The sequence below is a fragment of the Microbacterium sp. USHLN272 genome (genome assembly GCF_037149655.1).
In the GTDB taxonomy this organism is placed as follows: domain Bacteria; phylum Actinomycetota; class Actinomycetes; order Actinomycetales; family Microbacteriaceae; genus Microbacterium; species Microbacterium galbinum.
On sequence record NZ_JBBCRA010000005.1, the window covers coordinates 1 to 22,550 of the forward strand.

Annotated in this window: 17 protein-coding genes; 5 read left to right on the forward strand and 12 right to left on the reverse strand. The window is 71.6% G+C overall.

What is annotated here, in order from left to right:
- Both WFJ97_RS16245 and WFJ97_RS16250 read right to left on the reverse strand, forming a co-directional pair.
- The coding region (locus WFJ97_RS16245) for a DUF222 domain-containing protein (protein ID WP_336642241.1) at positions 1–892 on the reverse strand (892 nt) is incomplete at its 3' end.
- A gap of 469 nt (positions 893–1,361) precedes the next feature.
- The gene (locus WFJ97_RS16250) at positions 1,362–2,246 is read right to left on the reverse strand and encodes a LysR family transcriptional regulator (protein WP_336642242.1); all 885 of its coding nucleotides are present in this window, start codon (positions 2,244–2,246) and stop codon (positions 1,362–1,364) included.
- Positions 2,247–2,390: 144 nt separating this feature from the next.
- Here WFJ97_RS16250 and WFJ97_RS16255 point away from each other — a divergent pair, with 144 nt between their 5' ends.
- Together WFJ97_RS16255 and WFJ97_RS16260 are read left to right on the forward strand one after the other, a co-directional pair.
- Positions 2,391–5,852: a bifunctional proline dehydrogenase/L-glutamate gamma-semialdehyde dehydrogenase gene (locus WFJ97_RS16255; RefSeq protein ID WP_336642243.1), complete on the forward strand. Its 3,462-nt coding sequence runs from the start codon at positions 2,391–2,393 to the stop codon at positions 5,850–5,852.
- Between the two features lie 284 nt (positions 5,853–6,136).
- Positions 6,137–6,622 carry an FBP domain-containing protein gene (locus tag WFJ97_RS16260; RefSeq protein ID WP_247624655.1) on the forward strand — a complete coding sequence of 162 codons (486 nt, stop codon included), beginning with the start codon at positions 6,137–6,139 and terminating at the stop codon, positions 6,620–6,622.
- A gap of 85 nt (positions 6,623–6,707) precedes the next feature.
- Here WFJ97_RS16260 and WFJ97_RS16265 read toward each other — a convergent pair whose 3' ends face one another.
- From WFJ97_RS16265 to WFJ97_RS16280, 4 genes are all read right to left on the reverse strand, one after another.
- Entirely contained in the window at positions 6,708–8,972 is a 2,265-nt protein-coding gene (locus WFJ97_RS16265) for a beta-glucosidase family protein (protein ID WP_336642255.1), read from the reverse strand.
- Between the two features lie 142 nt (positions 8,973–9,114).
- Complete coding sequence (locus WFJ97_RS16270; protein WP_247624656.1) at positions 9,115–9,996, reverse strand: carbohydrate ABC transporter permease; 882 nt, start codon at positions 9,994–9,996, stop codon at positions 9,115–9,117.
- Complete coding sequence (locus tag WFJ97_RS16275) at positions 9,993–10,934, reverse strand: carbohydrate ABC transporter permease (protein WP_247624657.1); 942 nt, start codon at positions 10,932–10,934, stop codon at positions 9,993–9,995. The genes WFJ97_RS16270 and WFJ97_RS16275 overlap by 4 nt, the downstream gene beginning before the upstream one ends.
- The gene (locus tag WFJ97_RS16280) at positions 10,915–12,210 is read right to left on the reverse strand and encodes an extracellular solute-binding protein (RefSeq protein WP_336642244.1); all 1,296 of its coding nucleotides are present in this window, start codon (positions 12,208–12,210) and stop codon (positions 10,915–10,917) included. Before WFJ97_RS16280 ends, WFJ97_RS16275 begins: the two co-directional genes overlap by 20 nt.
- Positions 12,211–12,377: 167 nt before the next feature.
- Between WFJ97_RS16280 and WFJ97_RS16285 the strand changes: the two genes are divergently transcribed.
- The gene (locus WFJ97_RS16285; protein WP_247624659.1) at positions 12,378–13,391 is read left to right on the forward strand and encodes a LacI family DNA-binding transcriptional regulator; all 1,014 of its coding nucleotides are present in this window, start codon (positions 12,378–12,380) and stop codon (positions 13,389–13,391) included.
- Between the two features lie 24 nt (positions 13,392–13,415).
- Here the strand turns inward: WFJ97_RS16285 and WFJ97_RS16290 are convergent, their stop codons facing one another.
- From WFJ97_RS16290 to WFJ97_RS16305, 4 genes are read right to left on the reverse strand one after another with little or no spacing between them, the layout of a single operon-like run.
- On the reverse strand, positions 13,416–14,249 hold the full coding sequence (locus WFJ97_RS16290) for a PaaX family transcriptional regulator (protein WP_336642245.1): 834 nt from the start codon (positions 14,247–14,249) through the stop codon (positions 13,416–13,418).
- Positions 14,246–15,490, reverse strand: coding sequence for a kynureninase (locus WFJ97_RS16295; protein WP_336642246.1), 1,245 nt, complete (start codon positions 15,488–15,490; stop codon positions 14,246–14,248). The genes WFJ97_RS16290 and WFJ97_RS16295 overlap by 4 nt, the downstream gene beginning before the upstream one ends.
- A 1-nt stretch (position 15,491) precedes the next feature.
- The gene (locus tag WFJ97_RS16300) at positions 15,492–16,451 is read right to left on the reverse strand and encodes an amidohydrolase family protein (RefSeq protein ID WP_336642247.1); all 960 of its coding nucleotides are present in this window, start codon (positions 16,449–16,451) and stop codon (positions 15,492–15,494) included.
- The gene (locus WFJ97_RS16305) at positions 16,451–17,242 is read right to left on the reverse strand and encodes a tryptophan 2,3-dioxygenase (RefSeq protein ID WP_336642256.1); all 792 of its coding nucleotides are present in this window, start codon (positions 17,240–17,242) and stop codon (positions 16,451–16,453) included. The genes WFJ97_RS16300 and WFJ97_RS16305 overlap by 1 nt, the downstream gene beginning before the upstream one ends.
- Positions 17,243–17,455: 213 nt before the next feature.
- On the opposite strand from WFJ97_RS16305, the gene WFJ97_RS16310 reads away from it, so the two are divergent.
- Complete coding sequence (locus WFJ97_RS16310; RefSeq protein ID WP_336642248.1) at positions 17,456–18,949, forward strand: glutamate-cysteine ligase family protein; 1,494 nt, start codon at positions 17,456–17,458, stop codon at positions 18,947–18,949.
- Between the two features lie 33 nt (positions 18,950–18,982).
- Here the strand turns inward: WFJ97_RS16310 and WFJ97_RS16315 are convergent, their stop codons facing one another.
- Entirely contained in the window at positions 18,983–20,734 is a 1,752-nt protein-coding gene (locus WFJ97_RS16315; RefSeq protein ID WP_336642249.1) for an amidase, read from the reverse strand.
- Positions 20,731–21,789, reverse strand: a complete 1,059-nt coding sequence (locus WFJ97_RS16320; protein WP_336642250.1) for an agmatine deiminase family protein — start codon at positions 21,787–21,789, stop codon at positions 20,731–20,733. Before WFJ97_RS16320 ends, WFJ97_RS16315 begins: the two co-directional genes overlap by 4 nt.
- A gap of 64 nt (positions 21,790–21,853) precedes the next feature.
- On the opposite strand from WFJ97_RS16320, the gene WFJ97_RS16325 reads away from it, so the two are divergent.
- The gene (locus WFJ97_RS16325; RefSeq protein WP_336642251.1) at positions 21,854–22,543 is read left to right on the forward strand and encodes a TetR/AcrR family transcriptional regulator; all 690 of its coding nucleotides are present in this window, start codon (positions 21,854–21,856) and stop codon (positions 22,541–22,543) included.
- Positions 22,544–22,550 lie beyond the last annotated feature (7 nt).

Sequence of the window (22,550 nt, forward strand, 5' to 3'; positions counted from 1 at the left end):
CGGATGGGACGAACCGCACCCCACTGGCCATGCCCGCATCCGGGAGCGGGGTCGCGGGGACGGGCGGCCCGTCGACTTTCGGGTTCAGGTACGCGTCCCAGATGCGTTGCAGCTGCCCCGCCGTCTCGGGCAGCAGCGACCCGCGGATCGGGATCACCCCGTCCTTCACCCGCCCGAGCACGATCCCCCGGGCGCGCATCGCCTGCTCTTCCGCGGGTTCCGCACCGTCCGGGTCGAGGTAGGTCACGATCACCCGCGACAGGAGCTTGAGATCTTCGGGCGTAGCAGGTGGGCCTGCTTCGAGCCCGCGGCCAGGGCCGGCATTGGCGTCGCCGCATCCATCGGCATCGGTGTCCGCGGCCCCATCCGCACTCTCGACGGCGACGAGCCCGCGCGCGTACTCGGCCAGTTCGGCATCCGCATGCAACCGGTCCGCCACACCGATCCGGACGCCCGCTTGCTCGACAGGTCCGGTCGCCGCGAGCAGCCCCGCGACCCCGACGGCCCCGTTCAGCAGCGCTTCCCGCATCGCGGGCCATCGGGCGGGCAGCATCGCTCCGGAGGAGAAGTCCAGCTCCCGCCGGACGATCTTTCCGGCTTTCACGACCCGTGCCGCCCCCGCCGCGTCCGTACGCAGCACCCGTTGGACGAGTTCGTTCATCGTCCGGCATCCGAACCGTCCGCAGAACGCCAATTCCCCTGATCCCGCCGGGCGTTGATCGACCGATCCGACCGTCTCCACGATGACCGCATCCACCCGACGGGCGACCTCACCCGCGGCCCGGAGCACCTGCATCTTCTCGGCATCCGTCAGCCCCGCCAGCGCGTCCGCGCGCAGCACCGCGGCCAGGTCGGCGGCGACCCGGTCCAGGACTTCGGCGGTGCTGTTCATGCGTCCCAGTCCACCAGTAGCCACCGACATTCCGACACGAAAACCCCAGGCCAAAGCGAGTATCCACGTGAATGGTGGAGAACTCGGGGCAACACGGCACCGGTGCAGAACGAGTGCACATGGGCGGGGCCCTTCGGCAAGCTCAGGGACCCAGCAGCGACAGGGGCGGGGCGGGGCGGGACCCTTCGGCAAGCTCAGGGACCCAACAGCGACAGGGGTGCGGCCCTTCGTCTCGCTGCGCTCGCTCAGGAATCGGAGCGTGAACGGCACGGTCGCCTCGAAAAGTCCATGGGCCCAGCGTCGAGCACGGCGCTCCATCTCGCTGCTCGCTCGCGTCGTGGGAGCCAAGCCCGCCCGCCAGCCCAGTGCCCGCCAGCCCAGCACCAGCCCAGCGCCCGCCCCCGCCCAGCAACCGGGCCCAGCAACCGGGCCCGGCAACCGGGCGCAGCCCCCGCCGTCAGCCCCGCCGTCAGCGCGGTTCGTGGGCGGACAGCGCATCGGCCAGCGCGTCGCGCACCGCTGTGATCGCCGCATCGTCGCGCGACGACGCGCGGGTGGCGGCGAAGATCTCGCGCACGGGCGACCCGGGCAGCTCCCGCAGGCTCACGGTCGTCCGCCCTCCGGTCCACACGAGATCGGGCAGCATCGCGACGGCATGACCGGCGGCGACGAGCCGGGCGTGCGACACGAGATCCGTGGCCTCGAAGCGCACGTCGGGCTCGAACCCCGCGGCCCGGCACTGCTGCACGGCCCATCGCCGCACCGCGGCGCCCTGAGGCTCGAGCACCCACGCCCGATCGCGCAGGTCCTCCAGCCCGTGCGCGGCATCCCCGCGGGGCACGGCCAGTCGGATCGGATCGACGCCGAGCAATGTGCGGTCGATCCCGTCGGCGATCTCCCGCGTGTGGCCGGGGTACTGCTCGGCGACGACTAGGTCGAACGCCCGGGCCTGCAACTCGAAGAGCGCGATCTCGGGCGGCAACTCCACCATCTCGAGGCGGAGCCCCGGCATCCGTTCGGCCAGCAGCGTGAGTGCCGGGGGCACGAGCGCCTCCGCGGCCGTGGGCATGACGGCGATGCGCACCTGCGCCGGCGCCTCCTCCGACAGTTCGGCGCGGGCGGCCTCGTCGAGTTCGAGCGCGCGCGCGGCGTGCGCGGCGAGCAGGCGGCCGCGCGCGGTGAGGCGCACCCGCCGGCCGTCGGGTTCGAGCAGAGCGACCCCGGCCTCGCGCTCGAGCTGCGCGAGCTGCTGCGACACCGTCGAGGGGCTGAACGACAGAGCCGTGGCGACATCGGCGATAGTGCCGCGCAGGTGCAACTCGTGCAGCAGGCGCAGGCGGCGCAGCTCGAACACGGAGACCTCCCGAAAGCATCGAAGACATCGAACAGTACCCATCGTAAACATTCGCTTTTCATAACGGATGCCGCGCCCCACACTGAGAGTCGCACCCACCCGCGCGCGTGCTCGGCGTACGAGCTCAGACGAAGAGGACCCCCGATGACGCAGACCACTCCCGAGACGGCCCCGGCCGAGGCCGCCCCGACCGGCAGCGCAGAGCTCGCCGCCCTCGCCGACGACGCGGTCGCGCTCGTCCAGCGCTGGCTCGTCGAGAGCCGCGAGGTGCCGGCCGACACCGCCGCCAAGCGCCTCGCCGGTGTGCTGAGCGACCCGAACGGCCTCGACTTCACGGTCGGCTTCGTCGACGGCGTCGTGCGCCCCGAAGACCTCAGGGTCGCGGCCGCCAACCTCCGCGATCTCGTGCCGCTCACTCCGGCATTCCTGCCCGGCGCGCTGCGCGGGCTCATCAAGCTCGGCGGCGCACTCGCCCCCGCGTTCCCCGGCGTCGTCGTGCCGATCAGCCGCCGGGTGCTCCGCGGCATGGTGCGCCACCTCATCGTCGACGCCACCGACGCGAAGCTCGGCAAGGCCATCACGCGCATCAAGTCGACCGACGGCGTGCACCTCAACGTCAACCTGCTCGGCGAGGCGATCCTCGGCGAGGAGGAGGCCGCGCGCCGCCTCGACGGCACCCGTCGCCTGCTCGAGCGCAGCGACGTCGACTACGTCTCGATCAAGGTCTCCTCCACCGTCGCCCCGCACAGCCCCTGGGCCTTCGACGACGCGGTCGCGCACGCCGTCGACGCCCTCGCGCCGCTGTACCGCATCGCGGTGAAGCGCGGCAAGTTCATCAACCTCGACATGGAGGAGTTCAAGGACCTCGACCTCACGATCGCGGTCTTCACGACGATCCTCGAGCGCGAGGAGTTCCGCTCGCTCGAGGCCGGCATCGTGCTGCAGGCGTACCTGCCCGACGCCCTCGGTGCGATGATCCGCCTGCAGGAGTGGTCGGCGGCCCGCACGGCCTCCGGCGGTGCGCCGATCAAGGTGCGCGTCGTCAAGGGCGCGAACCTGCCCATGGAGCGCGTCGACGCCGAGTCGCACGACTGGCCGCTCGCCACCTGGCACAGCAAGGAGGCATCGGATGCCTCGTACAAGGCCGTGCTCGACTACGCCCTGCACCCCGACCGCATCGGCAACGTGCGCATCGGCATCGCCGGTCACAACCTCTTCGACATCGCCCTCGCCTGGCTGCTCGCGAACCGGCGCGGCGCCACCGACGGGATCGAGTTCGAGATGCTTCTCGGCATGGCATCCGCGCAGGCCACCGTCGTGCGCCGCACCGTCGGCTCGCTGCTGCTCTACACGCCGGTCGTGCACCCGGCCGAGTTCGACGTCGCGATCGCGTACCTGATCCGCCGCCTCGAAGAGGGTGCGTCGACCGACAACTTCATGTCGGCCGTGTTCGACCTCGACGAGCAGCCCGCGCTCTTCGCCCGTGAGCGCGACCGCTTCCTCGCCTCGATCGCGTCGATGCCGACCGAGGTCCCCGGCTCGAACCGCGTGCAGGACCGCACGCAGGCAGCGCCCGCCGCCCCGCGCGACGGCTTCGAGAACACCCCCGACACCGACCCGAGCCTCGCCGCGAACCGCGCGTGGGGCGACGGCATCCGCTCGCGCATGGAGTCGTCGACGCTCGGCGACGAGACCGTGCGCACGCACACGCTGTCGGATGCCGCGGCCCTCGACACCGTGATCGCCGAGGCCGTCGCCGCAGGCCATGCCTGGCGTGCGCTCGGCGCCGCCGGTCGTGCCGAGATCCTGCACCGTGCGGGCGATGTGCTCGAAGCCCGTCGCGCCGATCTGCTCGAGGTCATGGGCTCGGAGGCCGGCAAGGTGCTCGAGCAGGGCGACCCCGAGGTGTCGGAGGCCATCGACTTCGCGCACTACTACGCCGAGAGCGCGAAGCGCGCCGAGAACATCGCGGGCGCGGAGCACCGTCCCGTCGGGCTGACCGTGGTCACCCCGCCGTGGAACTTCCCCGTCGCGATCCCCGCCGGATCGACGCTCGCCGCCCTCGCGGCCGGCTCCCCGGTCGTGATCAAGCCCGCCGCCCAGGCCGCCCGATCCGGCGCGGTCATGGTCGAGGCGCTGTGGGAGGCCGGAGTGCCCCGCGAGGTGCTGCAGTACGTGCAGCTCGAGGAGCGCGAGCTCGGCACGCAGCTGATCAGCCACCCCGCCGTCGAGCGCGTCATCCTCACCGGCGGATACGAGACGGCCGAGCTGTTCCGCAGCTTCCGCCCCGACCTGCCCCTGCTCGCCGAGACCAGCGGCAAGAACGCGATCATCGTCACCCCCAGCGCCGACCTCGACCTCGCCGCGAAGGACGTCGCCTACTCGGCGTTCGGTCACGCGGGCCAGAAGTGCTCGGCCGCCTCGCTCGTGATCCTCGTGGGCACGGTCGCCGAGAGCGAGCGATTCCGCCGCCAGCTCGTCGACGCCGTCGGCTCCTACAAGGTCGGCGCCCCCAGCGACGGCTCCAGCCGCATCGGACCGCTCATCGCACCCGCCGAGGGCAAGCTGCTCCACGCCCTCACCACGCTCGAGCCCGGGGAGAACTGGGTCATGAAGCCCCAGAAGCTCGACGACGAGGGGCAGTACTGGCGCCCCGGCATCCGTTCGGGTGTCGCGGCCGGCAGCCCGTTCCATCTCACGGAGTACTTCGGACCGGTGCTCGGCATCATGACGGCGAAGACGCTCGAGGAGGCCACGGCCCTCGTCAACGCGATCGACTACGGTCTCACCTCGGGTCTGCACTCGCTCGACGAGGACGAGGTCGCTCAGTGGCTCGCGACCGTGCAGGCCGGAAACCTCTACGTCAACCGCGGCACCACCGGCGCCATCGTGCAGCGTCAGCCCTTCGGCGGCTGGAAGAAGGCCGCCGTCGGCGCCGGCACCAAGGCGGGTGGCCCGAGCTACCTCATCGGCCTGTCCGACTGGGTCGACGCCCCGATCGCCGCGGATGCCCCCACCGATGCCCTGTCGAAGGCCGCGCTCGTCGCCGCCGGCGACCTCTCGGGCGAGGATGCGGCCTGGCTCGCCGGCGCGCTGTCGACCGACGTGGTCGCATGGGCCGCGGAGTTCGGCGCCGTGGTCGACGCGACCGGTCTCGAGACCGAGCAGAACGCCCTGCGCTACGACGCCGTGCCCGTCACGGTGCGCATCGAGGACGCGACGACCGTGCACGCGATCCGCGCCCTCGCGGCCGGACTCCGCACGGGAGCCGCGCTCACGGTGAGCGCGGCGGCCGACCTCCCGGCATCCGTGTCGTCGTGGCTGCGCGCCGCCGGCGTCACGATCGCGGTCGAGAACGGCACCGCCTGGACCGCCCGCGCCGCTCGCCTCGCGCAGACCGGCGGACGCATCCGTCTCGTCGGAGGCAGCATGGCCGACACCGCGGCCCGCACCGGCGGCTCCCCGGCCGTCGCCGTCTACGGCCAGCCGGTCCTCACCGCCGGTCGCATCGAGATGCTCCCGTACCTGCGCGAGCAGGCCGTGTCGGTCTCGGCGCACCGCTTCGGCACCCCGCGCCGCTACGAGATCCCCACGCTCACGGCCTGACCCGCGCACGTTCGAAGGCCCGCCCCGTCACGACGGGGCGGGCCTTCGTCGCGTTCCACCGCGTTCCCGGCCCACGCCGCCGGGGCGGGTGTAGGCTCGCCGGGTGATGTTGTCGAGAAGCGTCCGGGTGGCGCAGGCAGGAGCCGCAGGCGCGCACAGCGCCGCGGGCAGAGGCTGACGATCGGCCGGAGGCGGATGCCGTCTCCGGTGCTTCATCGTTCCCTCCACCTCCACTTCTCGACTCGTCCTTCCGCGGCGAGCATCAGACGAAAGCATCCACTCCCATGCGTCCCATCGACGAGCGCGCCATCCGCGCCTCCTTCCGCAACGCCTCCCGCAAAGAGGTCTCCGACCTGAACCTGCCCGCCGGTTTCGCCGACATCGATTTCGACCGGATCGACTATCTCGGCTGGGTCGACCCCAAGGCGCCGCGTCGCGCCTACGTGATCACCGAGGTGGACGGCGAGTTCACCGGCGCCCTGCTGCAGCAGGCCGAGCAGCGCGTGATCGCCCGCGCCCAGTGCTCGTGGTGCGAGGACGTCACGCTCCGCAACGACGTGCAGCTGTTCACCGCGCGCAAGGCCGGGCCGGCCGGTCGCAAGGGCGACACGATCGGCACCCTGGTGTGCGCGAACTTCGGATGCTCCGAGAACGTGCGCCGGCTGCCCCCGCTCGCCTACGAGGGCTTCGACCGCGAGCTCGCCCGCGATCTGCGCATCGTGAAGCTGGGCGAGCACGTGCGCGCCTTCCTCGCCGGCCTCGACGCCTGAGGGAGTCTCGTGCGGGGACGCTTCGACAGGCTCAGCGACCCGCTGTCCGAGCGGGGTCCCTGAGCCTGTGGAAGGGCACCCCCGCTCAGGGGGCCGTGACGATCTCGATGGTCGTCACGGCCTCCTCGTGGTCGCACGCCTCGCCGACCCAGAGACGGATCCGCCCGGGCTCGACCCGGCGCACGCCGTCGCGCCCGGTGAAGGCGAGGCGCTCGGTGGGCACGTCGAACGTGACGCGCCTGCTCTCACCGGCGGCCAGCCCGATCCGCTCGAATCCGATCAGCTGAGCCACGGGGCGCACGACGCTCGCGACCTCGTCGTGCGCGTAGAGCTGCACGACGTCGACGCCGTCACGTCCTCCGACGTTGTTCACCTCGACCGCGACGCGGAACGAGGCGCCGGCGACGACCGTCGCATCGGCCTCGATCGCCGTGTGCGTGAACGACGTGTAGCCGAGTCCGAACCCGAAGGGGCGAACGGGTGTGGGGTCGACGCTCGTGATGTCGGTGCGTCCGCCGAGCACGGGGTGCAGGTACGAGTAAGGCTGCGCTCCGGCGGAACGCGGCAGGGAGACGGGCAGACGCCCCGACGGGTCGACGCGTCCGGTGAGCAGGCGTGCGAGCGCGGGGGCGCCCTCCTCGCCGGGGAAGAACGTCTGCAGCACCGCAGCCGGCCGGCGCGCGGCCGGGGCCTCCTCCGAGACGCGGGCCGCCGCGGGGGAGTTCACGGCACCGAGACCCGCGGATGCTCCGCCCGGCGTCGCACGCGTCGGCAGCGCCCAGTCCAGGGCGTAGGGGCGACCCGTCATGGCGACGAGCACCACGGGCGTGCCGGTCTCGACGATCGCCTCGACGAGTTCCCGCTGCACGCCCGGCAGATCGAGGGTGTCGACGTCGTTGCCCTCGCCGACCGTTCCGCGGCCGAACAGCCCCGCGCGGTCGCCCACGACGACCACGGCGAGATCCGCGGCTCGCGCGGTGGCGACGGCATCCGCGATCCCGCTGCGGTCGTCGCCTTCGGCGGCGCCGCCGACCGCGTGCGTGACGGTCGCGTCCGGCAGCTCGGCGCGCAGGGCCTCGAGCACCGTCGGCAGGGCGATGCCGGCGGGCGTCGTGGGGTGGTGGGCGAGCACGTGGTTGACGAAGGAGTAGCAGCCCATCAGCGCCTCGGTGCTGTCGGCATTGGGGCCGATCACGGCGATGCGCCTGGTGGGGTCCGCGACCAGGGGCAGGATGCCGTCGTTGCTCAGCAGCACGATCGACTCCTCCGCGAGCTCGCGGGCGAGAGCGCGGTGCGCGGGGGAGTCGAGATCGACGGCCGTCGGCGGAGCGGTGGTGAAGTCGGCGTCGAGCAGCCCGAGCTCCTCCTTCTGCGCGAGCACACGACCGACCGCGCGATCGAGCAGCTCTTCGGCGAGCGTGCCCTGGCGCACCTGCGCCGCGAGCGTGGTGTACGCGTCGGGCGAGGGGAGCTCGACGTCGATGCCGGCGGTGAGGGCCAGAGCCGCGGCCTCGGACGAGTCGGCGGCGATGCGGTGCATCGAGCGCAGGAAGTCGACGGCGAAGTAGTCCGACACCACCACACCGTCGAACCCCCACCGCTCGCGCAGGATGTCGTCGAGGTAGTGCGCGTCGGCCGCCACCGGGATGCCGTCGATGTCGGTGTACGAGTTCATGACGCTGCGCACTCCGCCCTCGCGCACGGCCATCTCGAACGGCGGCAGCAGCACGTCCTCGATCTCGCGCCCACCGGCGTGCACCGGAGCGTGGTTGCGCCCGGCGCGCGACGCCGAGTACCCCACGAAGTGCTTGAGCGTCGCGTGCACGCCCTGCGACTGCATGCCGCGCACGTAGGCGGTGCCGATCACGCCGACGACCAGGGGGTCCTCGGCGATGCACTCGTCGACGCGCCCCCACCGCGGATCGCGCACGACGTCGAGCACGGGGGCCAGCCCCTGGTGGATGCCGAGCGTGCGCATCGACGAGCCGATCGCCGCGCCCACCCGCTCCACGAGCGCCGGGTCGAACGACGCTCCCCAGGCGAGTGGCGTCGGATACGTCGCCGCCTGCCATGCCGCGAGGCCGGTCAGGCACTCCTCGTGCACGAGCGCGGGAATGCCGAGGCGGGTCTCGCGCTGCAGGCGGGCCTGCTCCGACCACAGCCATGCGGCGCGCTCGCCGGGGTCGACGGGGCGGGTGCCGTAGACGCGCGTGAGGTGGCCGATGCCGTGCGCGGTGGCCTCTTCGTAGCGCGTCGAGGTCTTCTTCTCGCCGGCCATCGGGGCGACGACCTCGTCTCCCTGGTCGACCCAGAAGCCGACCAGCTGTGCCTGCTTCTCATCGAGGGTCATCTCGGCGAGGAGCGCGGCGACGCGCGGCGAGAGGGGCGGGCGCGGGGTCTGCGTCGACGCGGTGGGCGTCGAGCGCGCAGTGGTGTCGTGTGACACGATGATCTCTTTCCGTACGGAGTGCGATGGGGCGCCGATGGCGCGTTCAGCCCTTGACGGCACCGGTCAGCCCGCCCACGATGCGACGCTCGAACAGACTGAAGAAGATGAGCGCGGGGATCATCGACAGCGACGTGAACGCGAGCACTTTGGCCGTGTCGACCGAATACTGCGACGAGAACGACTGCACGCCGAGCGGGAGGGTGAACGCCGAGGCGTCGTTGAGGATGAACAGCGGCAGCAGGTAGCCGTTCCAGCTGCCGATGAACGCCAGGATGCCGGTGGTGATGACCCCCGGCAGAGACAGCGGCAGCACCATGCGCCAGAAGAAGCCGATGCGGCTGCAGCCGTCGATGAAGGCGGCCTCCTGGATCTCGTCGGGGATCGCCCGGAGGAACGGCACGAGGATGATGATCGTGGTGGGCAGGGCGAAGGCGATCTGCGGGAGGATCACGCCCCCGAGGGAGTTCATCAGGCCGAGGTTGCGCACCACGATGTACAACGGCGTGATCGCGACCGTCAACGGGAACATGAGCCCCGCCGCGAAGAAGGCGTAGAGCACGCCGCGACCGGCGAACCGGTAGCGGGCCAGCACGTAGGCGGCCATGAGTCCCAGCGCGACCACCCCGGCGGTGGTGGCGACCGCGACGATCGTCGAGTTCAGCACCTGACGCCAGAAGATCCCTCCGGTGATCACGTCGAGGTAGTTCGAGAACACCCACGGCTGCGGGAGACCGGAGGGGTCGGTCGTGATCTGCGCGTTCGTACGGAAGCCGCCGATGACGATGTACGCGATCGGGGCGAGCATGAGCCCGACGACGATCAGCGCCACGAAGTACACGGTCGGGTGCGCCCAGGGCAGGCGGGGACGGGCGGAGCGCCCGGTGCGCCCGGGACGCTGCGTCACGAGCAGCGAGGTGGCGGTCATCGGTTCTTCCTCTTCTTCTTCGCGGAGGCGGGCCCGGTGAGGGCGCCCTCGGTGTCGCGCTTGAGCACGGCGCGCTGATAGATGAGGGCGACCACGAGCGAGATCAGGAACAGCACGACGGCGACGGCGTTGCCGTAGCCGAAGTTGCCGGCGTTGCGGCCCTCGCCGACCATGTACGTGGCCATGGTCGAGGTGCCGGCGGTCGAGGCGATGTACTGCCCCCAGATGATGTAGACGAGATCGAACAGCTGCAGCGAGCCGATGATCGACAGGAAGGCCCAGATGCGCAGCGTCGGGGCGAGCAGCGGCAGCGTGATGCGCCACTGGATCTGCCAGTACGAGGCCCCGTCGATCGCGGCCGCCTCGTGCAGCTCCTCGGGAATCCCCTGGAGGCCCGCGAGGAAGAGGATCACGGCGAACCCCACGTACTTCCAGGTGATGATGACCATCAGCGTCCAGATCGCGATGTCGGGATTCGACAGCCAGTCCGCCGCCAGCCACCCGAGACCCGCGTTCTCGAGCAGGGCGTTGAAGGCGCCGCTGGTCTGGAGCATCAGGCTCCATCCGGTGCCGACGACGACCTCGGAGATCACGTAGGGGATGAAGATGAGCACGCGGATCAGCGACTGCCCGCGCATGCGCCGGTTGAGCAGCAGTGCGAGCAGGATCGCGGCCGGGCCCTGCAGCACGAGCGACATCACCAGGATGAAGCCGTTGTGCGCCAGGGCGTCGTGGAACAGCGGGTCCTGCAGGATCGTCAGATAGTTCTTCAGACCCACGAAGTCGGTGGGAGCCCCGTATCCCTGCCAGCTGAAGAAGCCGTAGTAGGCGGCCATCAGCACGGGGAAGATGACGAAGGCGAGGAAGACGACCAGGGCGGGCCCGGCCAGAAGGATCACTTCCAGCCGGGCGGCCGCCTCACGCCTTCGCAGCGGCATCCTGGACAGCCTTGACGATGTCTTCCGGTGATCCCTGACCCGCGAGCATGTCGACGACGGCGACGTTGAGGGCGTTGCCGACGTTCTGGCCGTAGACGGTGTCGAGCCACTGCGACGCGTACGGCGCGGCGTTGTAGGCCTCGAGGATCGACTGCAGATACGGCTCGGTCACGGCCTGCTGCGCCACCGTGTTCACCGGCGGGGCGTTGAACGCGGTGTAGTAGGCGGTCTGCACCTCGGCCGACCCGAGGTAGTTCAGGAAATCGACGCAGGCGTCCGGAGCATCGACCGAGCACGAGTACCCGTCGACGCCGCCCATCATCGAACCGGGCTCGCCCTCGCCGCCCTCGATCTCGGGGAACGGGAACCAGGCGAGGTCGGCGAGCGGCTGCTGGTCGGGCGTGAGGGAGCCGATGACGCCGGGGTTCCAGGCGCCCATCAGCTCCATGCCGGCCTGGTGGTTCGCGATGAGTCCGGCCGAGCTGCCCGCGCCCTGCTGGGCCGTGGTCGTGAGGAATCCGGAGTTGAACGGCTCGGTCGCGGCGAAGGCCTCGAGATCCTCGCCCGCGCGCACCCAGCAGTCGTCGTCGAAGTTCATCTCGTCGGCGGCCTTCGCCAGCGTGTCGGCGCTGCACTCGCGCAGGGCCATCCAGTAGTACCAGTGCGCGGCGGGCCAGGCGTCCTTCGCGCCGAGCGCGATGGGTTCGATGCCGGCGGTGCGCAGCGCGGCCGTCGCGTCCTCGAGCTCGGACAGCGTCGTGGGGTTCTCGGTGATGCCGGCCTCGTCGAAGAGGTCCTGGCTGTAGAACAGTCCGCCGGGCAGCACGGCGACGGGCATCGCGTAGATCTTGTCGTCGAGACTGCTGGCCGAGAACGCGGCGGCGGGGATCTCGTCGGTCACGGCATCCGACAGCGAACCGGTGAGGTCCTTGAGCTGACCGGCCTTGACCATCGCGGCCATCTTGCCGCCTCCGCGCTGCAGGAAGATGTCGGGCGCATCGCCGGAGTTGAGCGCGGTCTGGAGCTTGCCGTCGAGATCTTCGTTCTGGATCGACTGGACGGTGATCGAGACGCCGGGGTTGGCCTCCTCGAAGTCGGCGACCGTCTTCTCCCAGAACTCGACGCCGGGGCCGGTGGTCGAGTTGTGCCACAGGGTCATCGACGAGCCGTCGCCGTCGCCGCCGTCGGGGGTGCCGCCGGTGCATCCGCTCAGGACGAGCGCGCCGACGGCGGTCAGTGCCGCCGCGGCGGCGAGGGAGTGCCTTCTGCTGTTCATGTGATCGTTCTCCTCATCGAGAGTGTGTGCATCCGCACCGATGCGGACGCTCGCGGCAGCAGGGTGAGACCGCGTCGCAGAGCAGTCTCTTGCCGGAGATGATGGGCGTCAAACGTTTTCGAAAACAGTTTCCGAAAGCCCGACCTGTGCGGATACGATGGGCGCTCATGAGCGGGCGGACCACGATCCACGACGTCGCGAAGGCGGCGGGAGTCTCGGTCTCGACCGTGTCGAAGGCCGTGAACGGCCGGTACGGCATCGCCGACGCCACGGTGCGTCGTGTGCTCGACGCGGTGCGCGAACTCGGCTACGAATCGAGCCTCGTGGCCAGCAGCATGCGCGCGCGGCGCACCGGCGTGATCGGGGTGCTGCTCGCCGACTTCGAGCCCTTCAGCGCCGAGATCCTCAAGGGCGTCGGCGCCGCGGTGCACGACACGGCGTTCGACCTGCTCGCCTACAGCGGGTCGCATCAGGGCGCGGGGGAGGGGTGGGAGCGCCGATCGCTGAGCCGCCTCTCCGGCACCCTCATCGACGCCGCGATCATGGTGACGCCGACGATCGTGAACGCCGCCACGGAGATCCCGGTGGTCGCCGTCGACCCGCACACCGGCCGCGCCGATCTGCCGACGGTCGAGTCCGACAGCTTCGGCGGCGCACTGACCGCGACGCGTCATCTGCTCGAGCTCGGTCACCGTCGCATCAGCTTCCTCGGCGGGCGCCCCGACCTGCGCTCCGCGGGCCTGCGCGACGCCGGCTATCGACGCGCGCTTCGCGATGCCGGCCTGCCCGTCGACCCCGACCTCATCCGTCCCGGCCTCTACGAGTGGCAGACCACCCGGGACTCGGCGCGCGTGCTGCTCGCCGGCCCGGATCGGCCGACGGCCGTGTTCGCCGCGAACGACCTCTCGGCGATCGCCGTGATCGACGTCGCCCGCGAGATGGGCATCCGGGTGCCCGAGGACCTCTCCGTGATCGGCTTCGACGACGTGCCCGAGGCATCGCGCCGCGCACAGCCGCTGACGACGATCCAGCAGCCGATGCGCCGACTCGGCTCGGTCGCGGCCGAGATGGTGTTCTCGCTGCTCGCCGGCGAGCAGCTCGACGAGCTCCACGTGACCCTGCCGACCCGACTGGTCGTGCGCGGGACGACGGCCCCGCCGCCGGAGTCGCCGGGGCGCTGAGCCCGTCTCGTGCGAGACCCTCCGTCAGCCCCCGGTGACCGCGCGCACGTGCGCCATGGCCGGGCCCTCGAGCGTGTCCGACAGCCAGGCGAACTCGGCGAAGCTGCGGGTGCCCGGCCAGTCGGCGGGCAGCATCGACGGGGGCAGACCCGGGTCGAGGTAGGGGAGCGTGCGCCAGCGGTCGAGCAGGTGGACGTACGCGGCGAAGGGCTCGGCGGGCAGCGTCGTGAGCGACTCCTGGAACCGGCGGTGCTCGTCGGCGAGCGCGTCGAGATCCCACCAGGATGCCGCCGATTCGGCCGGCGTGCGATCCGTCACCGGCATCCCGGCGGGGAAGAGTGTGACCCACGCCCGCGCCCCGACCTCGTCGACGATCTGCCGCACCTCGTCCTGCAGGTGCCCGGGGCAGACCCACAGGGCGGAGGACACGACCCCCGCGCCGATCCAGTGCAGGCGACGGCGCAGCTGATGCCGCACCGCCCGCTCGGTCTCGGGGATCGAGAACGACACGAGGCACCAGGGATCGGCATCCGTCATCTGCCGCATCGCGAAGATGCGCCGATCGCCGCGCTGCAGCATCGCCAGAGCGGCCGGGTTCAGGCGGTACCCGACGGCGTCGCGCCGCTCGGCCAGCAGCAGGCCCTTCTGCTTGAGGCGCGCGATGCCGGTGCGGGCCTGCGCGGCTTCGATCCCGAGATCACCGGCGAGCGAGACGAGATCGGCCGTCGAGATCCAGCCGAGCGGCCGCAGGAACAGGCCCACGACCGTGCGCAGCAGTGACGCCGTGCTGCCGGGGCGCGCGTCGATGTCGTCGACGACGGATGCCGCCACCCCCGCGCCCTCCGCCGTCACCGTCATGCGCGCAGCGCGTCGCGCACCGCCAGCACGCCGGTCACGGTCTCGATGTGCGAGGTGCTCAGCGGGGACAGGCCCAGGCGGATGCCGTCGGGGAACCGGAAGTCGGGGATGACGCCCTCCGCCCAGAGCTTCTGCGTGACCTCCCGGAAGTCGGGGTGCCCGATCGTGACGTGCCCGCCGCGCAGGTCGGCGTCGCGCGGGCTGAGCAGCCGCACCCCGAGCGGGGCGAGCTGCTCGTCGAACGCGCGCACCGCGAGGTCGGTCAGCGAGCGGGACTTCGCGCGCACCGCATCGATGCCGGACTCCTCGATCAGGTCGAGCATCCCCTGCATCGCCAGCATCGAGGTGACCGGCGGCGTGCCGCTGAGCAGCTGCCGGATGTCGCCGGCGGGCACGTACTCCGGCCCCATGGCGAAGATGTCGGCGGCGCTCCACCAGCCCTGGATCGGCTGGCGCAGCGTGCCCTGGTGCGCACGGTTGAGATAGGCGAATGCCGGTGAGCCGGGGCCGCCGTTCAGGTACTTGTAGGTGCAGCCGACCGCCATGTCGACGCCCCACGCGTCGAGGTGCATCGGAACGACGCCCGCCGAGTGGCAGAGGTCCCACATCATGAGCGCGCCCGAGGCGTGCACGGCATCCGTGATCGCGGGCATGTCGGCCAGCGCGCCGGAGCGGTAGTCGACGTGGCTGAGCGAGACGAGCGCGGTGCGCTCCGACACGACGGCGACGACGTCGGCGACGCTCACGCCGAGCACGGGGTCGGGCTCGATCCAGCGCAGCGTCATACCCGTCTCGGCGGCGACGCCCTCGGCGAGGAATCGGTCGGTGGGGAAGTTGCCCGCCTCGATCACGAGCTCGGTGCGGGTCGGGTCGGCGGCGGCCGCGGCGCGCATCAGTTTGTAGATGAGCACGCTGGTCGAGTCGGCGACGACGGTCTGACCGGATGCCGCGCCCAGCGCGACGCGGCCGATGCGGTCGCCGAGCTCCATCGGCAGTGCCATCCACTGCTCGTCCCACGACCGGATGAGGCGCGTGCCCCAGTCCTCGCGCACGAAGGCCGCGAGCCGCTCGGGGATGTCGCGCAGGGGGCGGCCGAGCGAGTTCCCGTCGAGGTAGGCGTCGACGCCCGGGGCATCGGCGAAGGCGTCGAGGTGCGCCGCGAGCGGATCGGCGGCGTCGAGGGCGCGGGCGTGCTCGAGAAGGGCGGAGTCGAGAACGGCGGAGTCGTGGAGGTCGGTCATGTCACACCTTCAGGTCTTCGGGGAGGAGGGGGCGGGCGAGGAGCGGGTCGGGGGAGGTGCCGGGCGCTCCGGGGATGACGAGCGGTCGGGCGCCGGGGTCGCGCGGGTCGAGCGGTGCCAGCGCCCGCAGCAGGGCGGCGTCGTCGAGACCGGCGTCGCGGAGCGCCGCGATCTCGCCCGGGTTCAGACCGACGGGTGTCGGGCCGTTGCCCATGTCGGTGCCGTAGAGCACCGCGCCCCCGGCGGCGTGGAAGCGTCGCACGTTCCCGACCGCGACCGCGCGGGTCGCGTCGTCGTGCACGGCGAGCGTCGAGATCCACGCGACGGATGCCGCCTGCGCGGCGATCTCGTCGTCGTCGAGCACCTCGGTGAAGGGAGCATGCGCGAGGCGCGCGACGCCGAGTCGGGCGAGGCGCTGCGCCTCGCCCGGTCCCTCCGCGTGAGCGGTGACGGCGAGGCCGTGGGTCCGCGCGAGGTCGACGATCGTGCGGATGAGCTCGTCGCCGAACACCGGGCCCGCGGTCGTGTTGCTGGCGACCTTGAGGCACCGGGCACCGGCATCCGCCATCTCGTCCACCGCCTCGGCGGCCTGCGCCGCGTCGTTGATCTCGCGCACCGAACCCGCCGGGGCCCACGCGCGGTCGGAGGGGTAGCCGCCCGGGGCCGTGAGGAAGGCGCCGGCGTAGTCGAGACGCACGGGGGCGAGCGTCTCGCCGAGCCGTGCGATCTCGGTCACGTTCGCCCCGAGGTCGATGACGCGGCCGAGCGTCGAGGCGGCGAGTCCCGAGGGGTCGACGAGCTGCAGGTGCACGTGGTGGTCGGTGAACCCGCCCGTCACGACGCCGTCGAGGCGGGGGAGGTGGTCGGCCGGGGTCGCATCGCGCACGAGCATCCGATCGCCCGACGTCTCGATCACGCCCTCGCGCCATTCCTCGCCGTCGAAGAAGGTCGTCGCCCTCATCAACTGCCGATCTCGGTGCGCACGGCGTAGAGCTCGGGGAAAAACGTCAGATCGAGCGCGCGCTGCAGGAAACCGACGCCGCTGGAGCCGCCGGTGCCGACCTTCATGCCGATCGTGCGGGCCACGGTCTTGAGATGGCGGAAACGCCAGAACTGGAAGTTGTCCTCGAGGTCGACGAGGTCTTCGCACGCCTCGTAGAGATCCCAGTACCGGCTCGGGTCCTGGTAGATCTCGCGGATCGCGGGCACGAGCTCGGGCGTCATCCGGTAGGGCTCCCGCACATCGCGGTCGAGGATCTCGGCGGGGATCGGCAGCCCACGGCGGGCGGCGAAGCGCAGGAACTCGTCGTACAGGGTCGGCTTCTCCCACTCGGCGGTGAGCAGTGCGAGGTTGGCGGGGTGATCGCGGAAGACGCCCAGCATCTTCTCGTTCTTGTTGCCGAGGGCGAACTCGACCGCACGGTACTGCACCGACTGGAAGCCCGAGGAGTTGCCCAACGCGCCGCGGAACTGCGCGTACTCGGTGGGGGTGAGGGTCGCGAGCACCGCCCACTGCTGGGTCATGACGTCCTGGATGCGCTTGACGCGGGCAATGCGCTTGAGGGCCTCGCGCAGGTCGTCGCGGGCGAGCAGTTCACGCGCCGACGAGAGCTCGTGCAGCAGCTGCTTGAGCCACAGCTCGGTGGTCTGGTGCTGGATGATGAACAGCATCTCGTCGTGGTGCTCGGGGGTGCTCACCGGGCGCTGCGCCGTGAGCAGCTGGTCGAGCCCGAGGTACGACCCGTAGGTCATCTTGCCTTCGAGGTCGGTCACGATCCCGCCCTCGAGCGCACGCGTGTTCGCGGCGGTGGCGTTCTCGGCGGGGGTGGCCTGCGTGGCCGGGGTGCTCTCGGGATTCGGGCTCTCGACGCTCATGGGGCAAACATATAACGAATGTGCCGTTCGTCACAATGATGAAATGTCAAGGGGTCGGGGTGATTCGCGTACGGCCGCTACCGTCGAGGGATGGGTGACCGCATCGACGCGCGCAGTTTCACGCGCCAGGACCGTACGAAGTTCCGCGCCAAGACCGAGCAGTGCCTCGACGCGCTCGCCGAGATGCTCGCCGATGGACGCTTCGACGGAGCGTTGCCTCAACTCGGCCTCGAGATCGAGCTCAACCTCGTCGATCGCGCCGGGGATCCGGCCATGGCCAACGAAGCGGCGCTGGAAGCGATCGCCAGCCCCGCGTTCCAGACCGAACTCGGCCGGTTCAACATCGAGGTCAACGTCGCGCCGCGCCCGATCGGCGGAGGGCGCACGCGCGATCTCGAGACGTCGCTGCGCAACGCCATCGACGAGGCGGATGCCCGGGTGCAGGCGGCGACCGGCAATGCGATCGCGATGATCGGGATGCTGCCCACCCTCGACGAGCACCACTTCACCGAGCGCTGGATCTCGGAGGATCCGCGCTACAGCCTGCTCGGCCAGCAGGTGCTCGCCGCGCGCGGGGAGGACATCGAGCTGAAGCTGGACGGCGTACCGCTGCCGGGCCGCCCCCGCGAGAGCCTCGACATCGTGACCGACACGATCCTTCCCGAGGCCGCCTGCACCTCGGTGCAGTTGCACCTGCAGGTCGAGCCGGACTCCTTCGCGCCGTACTGGAACGCGGCGCAGGCCATGGCCGGGGTGCAGGTCGCGCTCGCCGCCAACTCCCCGTTCTTCGCGGGACGCGCCCTATGGCACGAGACCCGCATCCCGATGTTCGAGCAGGCCACCGACACCCGCTCGCAGGAGCTGAAGAATCAGGGCGTGCGCCCGCGCGTGTGGTTCGGGGAGCGCTGGGTCACCTCGATCTTCGACCTCTTCGAGGAGAACTCGCGGTACTTCCCGGCGCTGCTGCCGGCCGTCACCGACGAGGACCCCTTCGCGGAACTCGCCGCCGGCCGCGCGCCCTCCCTCGCCGAGCTGCGCATGCACAACGGCACGGTGTACCGCTGGAACCGACCCATCTACGACACGGTCGACGGCACCGCCCACCTGCGTGTCGAGAACCGCGTGCTGCCCGCGGGGCCGACGGTCGTGGACGTGCTCGCCGACACGGCCTTCTACTACGGTCTCGTGCGCACGCTCGCCGAGGCGGATCGTCCGCTGTGGACGCAGATGAGCTTCGATGCCGCGGCCGAGAACCTGCGGGCGGGCGCGCGCGACGGGATCGAGGCGCGACTCTACTGGCCCGAGGTGGGCTGGGTCGGCGCGCGCGAGCTCGTGCTGCGGCGACTGCTGCCGATGGCCGCCGAGGGGCTCGACGCGTACGGTGTCGACCCGGCGGCACGCGATCGGTACCTCGGCATCATCGAGCAGCGCTGCGTGACCGGGCGCAACGGGGCGACCTGGCAGCGGGGCAGCGTCGCGGCGCGGGAGCGCGCGGGGCAGACCCGGGCGGAGGCGCTGCACGGCATGCTCGGCGACTACCTTGAGCTCGCCCGGGCCGGGGAGCCGGTGCACACCTGGGAGTGAGGGGATCCTCTATCTCCTGCGGTGGCCCGCCGTTCAGAGTGCGGGCGTGCGCGGCGGGGGCGTGCGGCGCTCGCCGGGTGCTCCGGATGCCTCGAACGCCGCCGCGAGCCGCAGCAGGCGCGCGTCGTCGTAGGCGCGGCCGACGAAGGTGAGTCCGATCGGCATGCCGATGTCGTCGAGGAGCCCCATCGGCACCGTGACGGTCGGGATGCCGAGGTGACGGATGGCGAGGTTGCCGTTCGCGATCCAGGTTCCGTTGCGCCAGCCGAGGTCGGCGGATGCCGGGTCGACGTCCATGTCGGCGGCGCCGAGGTCGGCGACGGCGGGGAAGACGACGGCGTCGAGGCCGAGGCCGTCCATCCACTGCTCGAGATCGCGGCGCCGGGTCTCCTCGAGCCCGCGGAGACCCTCGGGCAGCTCGGGCATGTCGTCGGGGCCGGTGCCGGGATGCGCCCGCACCCAGTCGGGGTACTCGGCGATGTCGTCGTCGAAGCCGGTATAGCGGTCGGGCAGCGCGCCGTCCGGGTGCGGGAAGATCGTGGACCCGTCGATGCCGGTCAGTGAGTCGAGGGCGGGGTCGCCGTTGGCCCGCAGGAAGTCCTCCCACGCCCACGCCGAGAGATCGACGATCTCGCGGTGCAGGTAGGCGGGCGAGACGAGCCCGCGCGTCGCGATCGTCGGGGCGCCGGGGCGGTCGCCCTCGTAGTTCGACACCACGGGGAAGTCGACCTCGACCACGGTCGCCCCCGCCGCCTCGAGGTCGCGGCGCGCTGCCGCCCAGCGAGTGAGGACCGAGGGGCGGGTGTCGATGCGCCGACCGGTCGGCCCGCCGACCCCGGGGTGCGCGGCGGTGCCCGCGTCGGGATCGGCGTCGATGTACATGCGGGGGATGCCGATCCGGATGCCGGCGAGGGGGTTCGCGCGGTCGGAAGGGGGCGTGCCGGTCGCGGCGAGCGTGCCGGTCGCGGCGAGCGCCGGATAGGAGGCGGGACGCACCGCGGAGGCGGCCGGGATCGGCACCCACGGCTGCGTGCGCCAGAAGTCTCCGCGCGTCTCGGCGTCGTCGGCGACGATGACGTCGAGCACCTCGAGCAGATCGGCCATCGTGCGAGCGTGCGGCACGACGACGTCCATCGTGGGTACGAGGGGCCAGTTGCCGCGCACCGAGATCACGCCGCGCGAGGGCGTGTACGCGCAGAGGGCGTTGTTCGTCGCCGGACCTCGACCGCTCGACCAGGTCTCCTCGGCCAGACCGAAGGCGGCGAAGCTCGCCGCGGTAGCGGTGCCCGAGCCGTTCGACGATCCGGAGGCGAAGGGCGCGGTGAGCCATTGCGCGCTGTACGGACTCTCGGCGCGTCCGTAGACCCCGCGCTGCATGCCGCCGTTCGCCATCGGCGGCATGTTGGTGAGTCCGAGGCAGATGGCCCCGCCGGCCCGCAGCCGCTCGATGGTGAACGCGTCGCGCTGGGCGACGAGCCGCGCGAAGGCCGGGCTGCCGGCGGCGGCGGTGAGCCCCTGCACGAGGTAGCTGTCCTTGGCCGTGTAGGGGATGCCGTCGAGCGGGCCGAGGGTCTCGCCGCGCGCCCGGCGCTCGTCGGATGCCGCCGCCTCGGCGCGGGCCTCCGGGTTGCGCACGACGACCGCGTTCAGTGCGGTGGGCGTGCCCGGGCCGTCATAGGCGTCGATGCGGGCGAGATAGGCGTCGACGAGGTCGACCGCCGTCGCCGCTCCCGCGTCGAGGGCGCGCCGCAGGTCGGCGATCGACGCCTCGACGACATCGATCATGCGAGTGCGCCCGTGGGTGAGAACTGCCCGAGCGCCGGCTGCTGCTGGGTGATGCAGTGGATGCCGCCCCCGCGGTCGAACAGCGGTCGTGCATCGACGGTCACGACGCGTCGGCCGGGATAGGCCTCGGCGAGGATCTCGCGCGCCACGGCGTCCGCCCGTTCGTCTCCGAACCCGCAGGCGACCACGCCGTCGTTCGTCACGAGATGGTTGACGTAGCTCCAGTCCACGAAGCCCTCGTCATCGCGCAGCGTGGAGGGCGCGGGGAGATCGATCACCTCGAAGCTGCGGCCGGCGGCATCCGTCTGCTCGGCGAGGTGCGCCCGCAGCTCGCGCGTCACCGCGTGGTCGGGGTGCGCGGGATCGTTCTGCGCGTGCAGCAGCAGGCGCCCGGGCGAGACGATCGTCGCCACGATGTCGACATGCCCGTTGGTGCCGAAGTCGTCGTAGTCGCGAGTGAGGCCGCGCGGCAGCCAGACCGCCTTGGTCGCCCCGATCGTGCGCAGCATCTCGGCCTCGACGCGCTGCCGGTCGGCGTAGGGATTGCGGCGCGGGTCGAGCTGCACGGTCTCGGTGAGCAGCACGGTGCCCTGGCCGTCGACGTGGATCCCGCCGCCCTCGTTCACGAGGGTCGAGCTCACGAGCTCGGCGTCGACGCCGCGTGCGATGATGCGGGCGTGCTGCGCGGCCGCCGCCCAGTCGGCCCACTCCGGGTCGCCCCAGCCGTTGAAGATCCAGTCGACCGCGCCGAGCGCCTCGGGACGTTCGTCGTCGATCACGAAGGTCGGCCCGGAGTCGCGCATCCAGAACTCGTCGACCGGTGCCTCCACGATCTCGACACCCGCTCCCAGCATCCGTCTCGCCCGCGCGAGCTCGCGCGGATCGACCAGCATCGTGACCGGCTCGAACTCGGCGACCGCGTGCGCCACCGCCGTCCACGTCGCGTACCCCTCGTCGCGCTCGGCCGCGCTCTCGCCGAGCGTCTGGCCCTCGACGGGGAAGGCCATCCAGGTGCGATCGTGGCGTGCGGTCTCTGCGGGCATGCGCCAGGCCATCGGTGTCTCCTCGCGGTGGAGTGGTTATTGAACATGCGATCAACAGGTGCTACGGTAACCCGTGATGAACACGACGTCAAGAGTCTCCGGCCCCCGGCGCCTCCCTCCCGAAGAGCGCGACCGCTCGATCCTCGAGGGTGCCGTCGGGCTCGCCCGCGAGAGCGGGCTGGAGGCTCTCACCCTCCGTGCCGTCGCCGCCCGCGTGGGTGTCACCCCGGCTCTCGTCGCGCACTACCGCCCGGGCATGGACGCCTTCCTCGCCGATGTCTTCGGCGAGATCGTGGCGGCCGAGCGCGACGAGGTGATGGCGTCGTTCGACCCCGGCGCGACCGTGCGCGACAACCTGCTGCACATGACCGAGACGCTGCTCGACGGCCGTCGCGACGACGTCACCCTCGTGTGGGTGCAGGCGTGGGCACTGGGGGCGCGCAACGAGGCGCTCGCCGCGCGCGTGCGCTCCGAGATGGACCTCTGGCAGAGCGCCCTCGAGGCGCATCTCTCCCGTGCCGCCGCCTCGGGCGAGATCTCGGCGACCCGCACCGAGACGGCCGCCTGGCTGCTGCTCGCGATGATCGACGGCATGAACGCGCACTCGTTGGTGAAGTGGGCGCCGCACGATCGCGCCGCCCTCGCCCGGCGCACGCTCGCCGTCGTGCTCGATCCGCGCGGCGATGCCCCGAGTCACCTCACACCGAACACGCTCACCCCGAACCCGCTCGACGCCCCGGCGTCCGCTCCCTCCTCCGCGAAGTAAGGAACGC